7 protein-coding genes and 1 pseudogene are annotated in these 11,487 nt (G+C 39.8%); 4 read left to right on the top strand and 4 right to left on the bottom strand.

The window, feature by feature from the left end:
- The first annotated feature begins 317 nt into the window (after positions 1 to 317).
- From CWC30_RS03185 to modF, 4 genes and pseudogenes are all read left to right on the top strand, one after another.
- A complete protein-coding gene (locus tag CWC30_RS03185; protein WP_036981026.1) occupies positions 318 to 680 on the top strand; it encodes a hypothetical protein in 363 nt (120 codons plus the stop codon).
- Positions 680 to 3,010, top strand: coding sequence for a fatty acid cis/trans isomerase (locus CWC30_RS03180; RefSeq protein WP_138626399.1), 2,331 nt, complete (start codon positions 680 to 682; stop codon positions 3,008 to 3,010). Before CWC30_RS03185 ends, CWC30_RS03180 begins: the two co-directional genes overlap by 1 nt.
- 127 nt (positions 3,011 to 3,137) lie before the next feature.
- Positions 3,138 to 4,851 (top strand): annotated as a pseudogene (locus CWC30_RS03175) (response regulator).
- A 67-nt stretch (positions 4,852 to 4,918) separates the two neighbouring features.
- Positions 4,919 to 6,370, top strand: a complete 1,452-nt coding sequence (gene modF, locus CWC30_RS03170; protein ID WP_138626398.1) for a molybdate ABC transporter ATP-binding protein ModF — start codon at positions 4,919 to 4,921, stop codon at positions 6,368 to 6,370.
- Positions 6,371 to 6,376: 6 nt separating this feature from the next.
- On the opposite strand, the gene CWC30_RS03165 is transcribed toward modF, so the two are convergent.
- The 4 genes from CWC30_RS03165 to CWC30_RS03150 all read right to left on the bottom strand — a co-directional run bounded on the left by CWC30_RS03165 (position 6,377) and on the right by CWC30_RS03150 (position 11,322).
- The gene (locus CWC30_RS03165) at positions 6,377 to 7,255 is read right to left on the bottom strand and encodes a TraB/GumN family protein (protein ID WP_138626397.1); all 879 of its coding nucleotides are present in this window, start codon (positions 7,253 to 7,255) and stop codon (positions 6,377 to 6,379) included.
- 100 nt (positions 7,256 to 7,355) lie between these two features.
- On the bottom strand, positions 7,356 to 9,290 hold the full coding sequence (locus CWC30_RS03160) for an LTA synthase family protein (protein WP_138626396.1): 1,935 nt from the start codon (positions 9,288 to 9,290) through the stop codon (positions 7,356 to 7,358).
- Positions 9,281 to 9,652, bottom strand: a complete 372-nt coding sequence (locus tag CWC30_RS03155; protein WP_008112748.1) for a diacylglycerol kinase — start codon at positions 9,650 to 9,652, stop codon at positions 9,281 to 9,283. Before CWC30_RS03155 ends, CWC30_RS03160 begins: the two co-directional genes overlap by 10 nt.
- On the bottom strand, positions 9,649 to 11,322 hold the full coding sequence (locus CWC30_RS03150; protein ID WP_036981038.1) for a phosphoethanolamine transferase: 1,674 nt from the start codon (positions 11,320 to 11,322) through the stop codon (positions 9,649 to 9,651). Before CWC30_RS03150 ends, CWC30_RS03155 begins: the two co-directional genes overlap by 4 nt.
- Positions 11,323 to 11,487 lie beyond the last annotated feature (165 nt).

Below are 11,487 nucleotides of genomic sequence, written 5' to 3'. Positions count from 1 at the left end.
AATTGTTAGAAAAAGGTCACTTAGGTGGCCTTTTTTAATGGCTGCGATTTACATCATGTGAAGGTGGCGCAGTTACCTTAGACGTAGGTGCTTTGTAGCAACGATCGTTGAGTTCTCAATTACTGTAATGCTGCAGGTTTCAGGTTTTAGTGAGTGAAGTTTGGCGTTCCTGTTGTTGTCGTAACGAAGTTTAAAGCAGCATTGATATCGCTGCTTAAAAAATTAACGAAACTATTTTAAGGCTTGTTTATCGTTATTTAAGTTGGAACGTTGTTATAATAGGTAATAATTAAATAGTCAGTAGCGCAGAGAGTCCAATGGAACTTCAACAAGATAGCAATTTAACCCTTCCTTTATTTATTCTAGATGAAACACTAAGTACCCGTGACTTAGCGCAGCCTGACTTGGAAATTTCAGTTATTTTAAGTGATGAGCTACTTACTCAACTATGCCAGAACCCCAGTGCTGACAGTAGTATAGGCATTAGCATTGCAGACTATGAGTTGAATATCATCAATTCAAGCTTTGCTACCGTAGCGCATAGCGAGCATGATGCTCAATTAACCATAACACAGGGGCCTCTATTAAGCGCTGTGGTGACTACTGTTGAAAACCTAACATTTGTATCACCGCAAATCGATATGATGCCTACGTTCGATTTAGGTGATGAGACAGAATAATGAAAAAAAATATTATAGGTACTTTTGTACTGATTATCTTAAGTGGTTGTGCTTACTTAGGTAATGCACATTACAATGAATTATTCGGTCCTGAGCACACACAAGATCGTATAGTTGCTCATAATAGCGGTGCTGGGGCTGAGTTTTTACAGCAAGTAAAGCCTGTACTCGATAACCGCTGCGTGGTTTGTCATGGCTGTTATGATGCGCCTTGCCAATTAAAACTCTCTTCTCCTGAAGGTATCGACAGAGGTCTCAGTAAAGAGCTGGTTTACGATGGTACTCGGTTGTTAGCCTCAACGCCGAGCCGATTATTATTTGATGCAACCACGACTGAGCAATGGCGAGATAAAGAATTTAGCCCGGTATTAAACGAGCGAGCACAAACTGAAGAAGCCAATTTAGCGGGTAGTGTGTTATTTAATACGCTGGTATTAAAGCAAAGTTCACCCTTGCCAGAAGATGAAGTATTAGATGAACGTTTTGATTTTTCGCTTAGCCGCAACCAAAGTTGTGCGACGATGGGTGAGTTTGACCAATTAGCGGATGAGCAACCGCATGCGGGTATGCCTTATGGCTTGCCTGGAGTGACTACTGCTGAATTTCAGCACTTACAAAACTGGATCAAAAAAGGCGGGAAAATGGCGCACATCAAGCCGCCATCAGCTGCTGAGCTTGCGCAAGTAAAAAACTGGGAAGCATTTTTAAATCAAGATGGTTTGAAGTACCAATTATCAGCGCGCTATATTTATGAGCATTGGTTTTTAGCACACATCTACTTTAGTGATGCACAATCACCTAACTTTTTTAAGTTGGTACGCTCAAGTACTCCCCCTGGTGAAGACATTAAATTAATAAGTTCTCGTCGCCCTTACGATAACCCAAACGTTGAGCGTGTTTATTATCGACTGCTTCACGACCGTTCTACTATTTTATCAAAAACGCATTTACCGCTTAAACTTAATGATGAAAAGTTGGCACGTATTTACCAGCAATTTATTGCGCCAAATTACACTGTATCTAGTTTACCAAGCTATGAGCCTACCCTTGCATCAAACCCGTTTAAAACGTTTGAAGCACTGCCTATAGATGCAAAATATCAATTTATGCTCGATGAAGCTGAGCTAATTATTATGGGCTTTATTAAAGGCCCTGTTTGTCGTGGTCAAATAGCACTCAATGTGATTAATGATCATTTTTGGGTGGCGTTTGCTGATCCTAAAAAGGTAGCGACTCCGGCGGTAGGTAAAATGCTGGTACAACATGAGGATGCATTAGAGTTGCCCGCAGCAGAGGAAAGTAATGCGTTACCGATTTCTAATTGGGTAAAATACTCGGTTCGCGAAAAACGTTACTTAAAAGCCAAGGTAGAGCTTGCTAATAATCTGTTCAAAAACGGCGAGCATTTAACCACTGACTTATTGTGGAAAGGGGATGGGCACAATCAAAATGCGGCACTGACTATTTTTCGACACTTTGATAGTGCAACTGTAGTTAAAGGCTTTATTGGCCAACAACCTAAAACTATGTGGGTGCTTGATTACGCGCTGTTTGAGCGTATTCATTACTTGTTAGTTGCGGGCTTTGATGTGTATGGCAATATTGGCCATCAATTAATAACGCGCTTATACATGGACTTTTTACGTTTAGAGGGTGAGCACAACTTTTTAGCTTTGTTACCTGAAACTCAGCGAGAGACAATTAAACAGAGTTGGTATCGAAAATCACCACCTAGTTTGTCGACCTTTTTTGAAAACAATCGTGAGTTTAGTCAACCCAGCGGTATTAACTATCAAACAGATGAACCGCAATCAGAGCTATATGGCTTAATTAAAGAGGCATTAGAGCCCGTTTTAAGTCCTCGTTATGACTATAAAAAAGTACCCGCACCATTAAGTGCGATTAATACCATGCCTGCTAAAGCAGTTAACTTACTGCCACAGCTATCTTATGTGCTAGTGAAAGAGCAGGATGGCCACACAGGTTATACGATTATTCACCATAACGCGCACTATAATATTTCGAGCCTACTAAACGAAGATGGACAGCGCGCCTATGAAGAAGATACGGTGACAATTGTTCCGGGCTTTATTGGTGATTACCCTTCTGCAATTTGGTATTTAAATAACGCCCAACAGGTTTCGGCCTTTGCAGAAGAGTTACCGCTAATGCAAGTGGAAGCTGATTATCGCGCTTTAAAGTCTAAGTTTGCGATTCGTCGAACTCACCCGCAATTTTGGCAATACAGCGATATTTTACATCAGGTTGCCCGCCAGTACCGAGGGGTTGAATTTGGCATGTTTGATTATAATCGACTAGAAAATCGTTAGGTACACGCTAAACGGTTACAAGAGCCCAGCTTAACTAGCTGGGTTTTTTGTATTTAATAATTTAGTAATTAGTTTGCTAAGCTTAGGCTACAATTAAAACAAAAAAGCAACCTAGTTTAGGTTCAACATTGTTAAGAGTATTCGCAAACGTTACCGTTGGGCTTTAGTTGCTATTGCCTTACTGGTCAGCGTATCTGCATTACTGATGCAATACTTCTTTTCAGTGCAAAAATACGATGTAAAAATTATCAATATAGCTGGCAAGCAACGTATGCTTTCGCAAAAAATAGCTTGGCATAGCAATGCATTAATTAATCAAACGGATAATCACGCACAACATCTTCAATCGTTAAAACACTCCCTTGAGTTATTTGAACAAGCCCATGAATATTTACTCACTAAAGATGAGCAAGGTAACGCAGTTTATCTAAATACACCTTTATTTGATTTATATTATGCCTCCCCAAGCAACTTAGATGCAGAAGTGTTGGCCTTTATAACGCAAACTAAAAATTTGGTTTCTCAAAAGGAGCCTATTAATTTGGCTTCGTATTCTGTGGGCGAAGTTGAAGCATTACTTAAAAAATTAGACACTGCGGTGAGCTTATTTGAGCAACAAGCGGTAAAAAAGGTTGATTGGATCTCTAGTATTGAACTGCTTTGTTGGTTTTTTACTCTGGCATTATTGTTTTTAGAACTTAGATTTGTGTTTATGCCGATGGAAAAACGAGTTCTGCAGACCTTACAAAAGTATCAACAACAAAAAGAGTTTGCAGAGCAGGTAAGTAATAACAAAGAACACTTTATTGCACGAGCCAGTCATGAATTTAGAACTCCATTACAGGGGTTAATTACCTCGATTGATGAGCTAAAAATTCCCACTTCACAGCAGGGTATACAACGCCAAGCTCGGTATTGCTCGGCGAGGTTGTTGGCGATGTTAGATGAATTACAAGATTTACAAGCGCTGAGTTTAAATCGTTGGTCGTTAAACTCGACCTCTGACAACTTACTAACCACCATAAATAAAGTGTTAGTTGTGTATGAATATGGTTGTACTGAAAAAGGGTTAAAGTTAATCAGAGAGTTAGCAGCGAGCTTAGACTGCGCGGTAATTGTAGATCATGCACGCTTACAACAAATAGTTAATGAGCTACTTAGTAATGCATTAAAGTTTACAGAGCAAGGAGAGGTGAAAGTCATCGCTACGCTCAACAATAACCAACTATCGTTGATCGTCGAGGATACCGGCTGTGGCTTTGATCACCTTATCGAGCAATTAGAATTAGACAGCACTGAGTAATGTAACCATTTTCAAGGACTCAGAACAGGCTTACCCGTGTACAATATATTGTTAAGGCCTTAAAGGGTGAAATTCGTTTTGAAAATAATCATCAGCAAGGGGTATCTGTATTTTTAACATTACCATTAGAGATGGATACTACTTTAAGCAAGTCATCGTCAATTCCTGGTAACTTACATTGTTTAGTCGTTGAAGATAACCCACTTAATATGCTGGTACTCACTAGCTATTAACCGCATTGAACATACACGCAGAATGCGCTGAGAATGGCAAAATAGCGTGTGAAATGGTCGCCAAAAAATCTTATGACGTTATCTTTATGGATTTAAATATGCCGGTTATGGATGGGTTTGAAGCTACTAAAATCTTGCATGATAACGATAAAACACTGCCGATTATTGTGGTTACCGCAAACACCTCTGATAGTGATCTTGCTCGCGCTAAAGCTTGTGGAGCAATAGGTCATATTCATAAACCCATAGATCAGCAAAGCATAATCGCGGCGCTAAACGATGCTTTTCTACCTGAGGTTGATTAAATCTCACTTGCCTAATTATTCCTTATTACGTTAATTTGAGTTTTTAAGCTCTGTTTTGGGATCTAATGTGCGCTCAATTTTACTACAGCAATTTAGTGGTTATTTATCTACCGATGACAGTGCTCGGTATTGTATCGACGATTTAACTTGGCAAGTAAAGCGGGGTGAACATTGGGTCTTACTCGGGGGGAATGGTGCTGGAAAATCAGCACTCGCAGCAGCGTTAATTGGTGAAGCAAAACAACAAAGCGGGCAACGTCATAGTACCTTTAACAAACTACAATTAGTGTCAAGTGATCTACAAAAGCAGTTACTTAACACGCATCGTAAAAGTGAAAAGCCACAAAAAGTAACGGACATGCTCTTTGCTGAGCCTGAAATAAATAGCGATTTATGCCAACAGTTAATCACCGCTTTTAATTTTGATGCCTTACTTAATCGTGATTTTACTGATTTATCTACTGGCGAAACGCGTAAATTATTATTAATTAAAGCGCTATCTGCTAACTGTGATTTAGTTGTGCTTGATGAACCATTTGATGGCTTAGACTCTGAATCGGTTGGGCAGCTAAACCATCTATTACAGCAGTTGAGCGCACAAACCTGCTTTGTGTTTGTGCTAAACCGTGTTGACGAAATTCCAGCGTTTGTTGATCACTTTGCTTATGTGAGCAATGGTCGTTTACAACATAGCTTGGCAAAACCGTGTGCAGCAAAACGAGCGGATTTATTCAAATTACTTCATTTAGAGCATACATCATTAAGTATTCCCGATGCGCCTGAATGCTGTTTTAAATCAGCGACAAACACGCCACTCGTTAAGCTCACTAATGCCCATGTGCGTTACAGCGAACAAGCAATTTTTGAAAATTTAAACTGGACGATTAACCAATATCAGCACTGGCAACTCACCGGGAAAAATGGCTCAGGTAAAACCTGTTTATTAAATTTAATTACAGGTGATAACCCTCAGTGTTATAACAATGAGATTGAGGTGTTTGGTTTTAAGCGTGGCACAGGGGAGAGTATTTGGGATATAAAACAGCACATTGGTTATATTTCAAATACGCTACATTTGCAGTATCGAGTGAGTATTTCGGCGCTTAATACTATTATTTCAGGGTTTTTCGATAGCATTGGTTTATATCAACAAGCCAGTGAGTTACAAACGCGTTTAGCTAAAGAGTGGTTGGCACTAATAGGGTTAAGTGACAAAGCAAATAGCGCTTTTACCCAGCTATCGTATGGCGATCAGCGACTATTACTGATTGTGCGCGCAATGGTTAAACATCCTGCTTTGCTTATTTTAGATGAGCCATGTTTAGGGCTTGATGAGGCAAATCGTCAACGCGTTTTACTGCTGATTGAAAAGGTGTGTGCTGCAAAAACGAGTACCGTTATTTATGTAAACCATCATGCAGCAGATACCATTAAAGGGATTGAACACACCTTAAAAATGGAAGATTTTAAACCGGCTCACTATGGGCAACAAGCTGCTCATAGTGAGACGCTTATGTAAGCTTGTTTATAACTGAGTAACCTTAAACCCTTGGTCGCGAAGTTGTTTAATTAAACCATGCTGCTCAACTAAGTGCAGAGCACCTACCGCAATAAACACCTTACCTTGTTCAAGTTTAGGCGTGAGCTGAGTGACCCAATTATTATTGCGCTCAATCAGCATCACTTGCTCGCTTTGTTGACCGTATTGGCTGTCATCAAAACTGGTGTGGTAATAGCTGGTTAGGGTTTGCATATCGCCCTTTTTCCATGCATCCACTAGGGTGATAAAGTAGGTATTAATATCGCTTAGTTGCTCAAAAGTTTCTGCCATCATGGCATTGCTTAATGACTCTAAGCCATTAAACATTTGTAGTTGTTGCTCTATGGTTTCAAGCTCCGCAATGTTAATACTGTGCTTTTGCGCGTACTCGAGTATTTGCTTATCGATACCGTTTTTATCTGAATAGCCCGCGTTTTGAAACTCAATTTGCATCATGGTCAACATGACAGCCCAAGGTTTAAAACTGTTGAACATGGCAATGTCAATCGATTTTTTAGCAAAGTAGTCTTTGAGGAGTTGATAATTTTTTTCTGAAAGCTCGCTCTGTAGCGTACGCCCGTTAGTAAGCAACATAAACGGCATAGAACGTTGCTGCATTTGTAATGGTGATAGTTTACTAATATCTACTTCAACAACAACTTGATTACTGTTATCCAGTGCGTGAGTCACTTTTTGTGGTAGCCCTTTCATGCTGACATCGCCCACATGCACGGTGCCAAATAAATACGAGCTAGCGCCTTGTTTTTCTATTTTGAATAGAGCCGGTGCTGCATAGCCATTGACGCTAAAGGCAAAAAGTAATAACACCATAAATAACTGACTAATACGTAATGACACGTTCATAAAATCCTATCCAAGTTTAAGTTGTTTTATAAATACTAACTTAGTTTACTTTATAGGTAACGTAAAAATGCTTGATTAATCAATCAGGCATTTTTCGGTGTTATTGATACCAATTATTGCTGTAGGCCATGTTGCCATAATTAGCCAGCGCACGAGCTTGCTTGATCAGTGCGCTATCGTTATGCTTGGGGTGTAATTGCTTATTTTTATAAATATAGGTGGTTGCCGGTTTATCTGGCTGCAAAATAACAACTTTATCGTTTTGCATGTAAGCAAAGTTTTTATCGTACTGCATCATTGCACGCTGCTTGTTTTTGGCCACAGGGCGAGTGAGATCGTGACCAATCATTGGGTGTTCACCGCTGGCGCCAATAAGCGACAGTAAGGTGGTAGGTATATCCAGCTGACTGGCTAATTGATGATCGCGTTTGGGTTTAATACCGTTTCCAAAAATAACCGCAGGAATTCTAAAGTGATCAATAGGTACAAGGCTGGAACCAGACACGCGTGAGTCGTGATCAGCAATCACTATAAACACAGTATCGTCCCAGTAGGATGATTTTTTCGCCTTTTCAATGAATGTGCCAAGGGCATAATCTGCATATTTAGCTGCGTTATTACGGCTTTGCTTTGGTTGCTCAAACAGGACTATTTTACCGTCCGGAAATTCATAAGGGCTATGATTAGAACTACTAAAAATCAGACTAAAAAATGGCTTTTGCTGTTGTTGTAATTTATTCAGCTCTTTATCTGCTTGAGTGAATAAATCTTCGTCAGATGCGCCCCATGAACCATTAAAGTTAATGTTATCGAAGCTTTCACTATCAACAATATCACTAAAGCCGTTACCCAAAAAGAAGCTGCGCATGTTGTCAAAGTGACTTTCTCCACCATAAATAAACTGAGTATGGTAGTCCTGCTTTGCTAAAAAACTAGCCAAGGTAAAAAAGTCACGTTGTGATTTATCGAGTTTTACAACTGCGCGTGAGGGAGTCGGTGTAAAACCGGTTATAACTGCTTCAATACCGCGTACAGAGCGAGTGCCGGTAGCGTATAAGTTATCAAATCCCCAGCCCTGTTGATAAAGTGTATCTATATTAGGCGTTAAGGGTAAGCCACCTAAGGTACCTACATAACGAGCGCCCAAGCTTTCTTGCAGAATAATAACCAGGTTTTTCTTTTTACCTTGGTAGCTTGCCTGATGAAAAGTACGGGTAGGGGCATTTGGATTATTAAATATTGCTTGAGGATTTTGCATGGTACTGCGTACTGTGGCGAGTAACTCCTCTTGAGGGACCTTGCCATAATATGCCTGACTTGATTGCTCATTGGAGAGCTGTTTTAACGCAAATGCTACGCTATATGATGAATTAAGCGTGAGGTCATTCAGCAAGTGGTCGGTCGAAAATGCCACCATAGCGGGGTTTAATGGACGATGGCCTAATGAATTTCGAGCGCCTAACAGTGTTAGGCTACATATAATAACAGCTAACAGTGATAGTTTTATTGCCCCTAGGGACGAGCGGTTTTGCCATTGCTGAGTAAGAATTTTGTTAGCAAATTTAATGGTGAAAAAGAGCGCTAAAACAGCGAAGAGGACTTCGAGTTTGTAACCTGAAAAAATCATTTTAGAGACTTCTTTAGGATAAATAAGGTATTCAATAAATAGGCGATTAGGGCGTAAGTCGTACTCGTTAATAAACGTGGGTGTAATAACCTCAAAAAACACTAACATTGCAGCCATTATTACTAAATACCACTTTACGACTCCTCGAATATAAGCAGTTAATTTGAGAGCGTGTGCTGCAAGTGTTAGTAACAAAGCGGGGGTTATGATGTAGCATAATGTTGCTATATCAACACGTAAACCGCCTACAAAAACAAAGTGCCAGGCGCCTTCGGTAAATACACGGCCACTTTGCCACAAACTTAAACCTAATCGCGCAAAAGTTAGCAAGCATAGGAGTGCGAAAAAAAATACCGCTAAAACCCACAATGGCCCCAATACTTTTTTAGTGCTACTGATTAAGTCCATAGCACAGACCACCAAACTAAAATAGCAATAAGCATGGCGATAAAGACACTGGCGGATGCAATATCTTTAGCTAGGCCTGATAGTTCATGATATTCGCTACCGATGCGATCAACCACCACTTCGACTGCGGTATTGACCAACTCAGCAAATAACACAAACAATAAGCTGGCAATCAAGATTAATTTGCTACTTAAAGTAATTTCTTGCAAGCAGGCAAATACGCCTAGCAAACTAAATAAAACCAACTCTTGCTGAAAAGCAGCCTCAAATCGGCTCATCCATTTTAGGCCGTTAAATGTATGGCTTAAGGTAAAAATTAGGCGCATTAGGCCTTGGCGTTTTATAACGGTTTTATTATTCATATTTTAGTTTCGCTATGGTTAATCGTTTGACATGACGCGAGTAAATCTTCAGAGGTTTGGTAGGTTTTACTCGCAACACCGGTTAAGCTTAAAAGGGTATGAAAAATAGCGTCGTGTGATTGTGCTAAAGTGCTATTTAAGTTGTTTAGACACTTGGCTGTAATGCGCTGATTATGCTCATCAGCCCAGATGTAAAGAGGCACATGGGTTTGAGCTGTTGGTGCAAATGCATAGGGAAAGCCATGTAAGTATGCGCCATTTTCACCGAGCGACTCGCCATGGTCAGACACATACAGTAATTGCTTATCAATATTAGCTGGCAGTGCCTTTAACTGTTCAATAACTTGAGCGTTGATAAAATCACTATAAGCAATTGTATTATCGTAGGTGTTAACCAGTTCTTCAGCGCTACAGTTTTGAATATCGCTGCGGTCGCAGGTTGGACTAAACTGTTTAAATTTTTCAGGGTAGCGCTTAAAGTAAGTAGGGCCATGTGAACCCATCATATGCAGCACTATAACCGTATTAGCCTGACTCAAATTGGCAAGCTTGTGCTTTAAAGGGGCTAGTAACGCTTCATCAAAACAGTATTTACCATCACATAGTTCAGATGCTTTGGTATCAATATTAATGGTAGGTACGCGCGTGCAGACGTTTTTACAGCCACTGTTATTATCAACCCATAAGACATCTGCGCCTGCTTGTTGTATCAAATCAATTACGTTTTGCTGGTTATCACTGTCTAAACGAGAAAAATTGGCATGAGTTTGCAGTGAAAACATACATGGTACTGACACTGCTGTGGCCGTGCCACACGACGATACGTTATCGAAATAAGTGACATTATGTTTTTGCGTGTATTGGTTGGTATTACGCTCATAGCCTTGGTAGGCAAAATTTTCAGCTCGAGCGGTTTCACCTACCACGATGACAGTAACTCGTGTTGTACTTGGCGATGCTAAAGTTGGCGTGGTATCAATATTTTTAAATTCAATATCGCTATAAAGTAACTGGTCACGGGCGTATTTGTAGCCACTAGAGAGATATTGAAATGGAATAATTTCTTTTTTAAGAATACGGTTATTACGACCCGTTGCCGCGTAATCGGCGTAAAAGTTAACGACCACTAATGCAATCAGTGCAAAGCTTGCTAAAAGCAGTTTAAGACGACTAATAACTTCTTTGTATGGGCGGGCGCAGTTTATTTTTATTCTACTCAAAATAAAGACAGGTAATGCGGCAAAAAGCAGTAAAAAGCCAACGAGTTGCAGGTTTAAATAGCTTAACGCTTCACTAGAGTCAGTTTCGACGGTGTTTTGTATCATGGAATAATCAAACACCACACCATAGTTCAATGAGCCATATAACGCCGCACTCGAGAGCACTAGCAGCAAGTAGTTAATGGGTTTTAGTATTCCCCGAATAGAAACCACTGAAAAGAATATGATTAACAAACAAATCAGTAGTAACGGCACAGAAAACAAAAATAGCCATGAAAATGTGTGCAACGAGGTAATAGCGCTAAACGCACCATGCATAAATGGAATATTAATAACTAAGCCGTAATAACAAGCCATAAAAATAATGAATGCATTAGCACTGCAATTAAAATAAAAGCGTTTTTTAGTATTTTCTTGCGGTTGCTTACTGAGTTTGAAAGTTGGGTTCATAACACGCCTCTTTTTCGTGAACGTTGTTATGCTAGGCTGCCAGGCTTAAGAAACTCTTAAGAAATCGATTTATTTTAATTTTGTTAGATAAAAATGAGGTGGCTTACTAAAAATTAATCAAACCAGAATTCAGTGTTATAAGAATAGTGAATTTCCTGAGTTGAA

The sequence above is a fragment of the Pseudoalteromonas sp. S4741 genome (assembly GCF_005886135.1).
Lineage (GTDB): Bacteria > Pseudomonadota > Gammaproteobacteria > Enterobacterales > Alteromonadaceae > Pseudoalteromonas > Pseudoalteromonas tetraodonis.
Note: the sequence above shows the minus strand (reverse complement) of the source record. Positions and strands in the feature narration are given on the sequence as shown.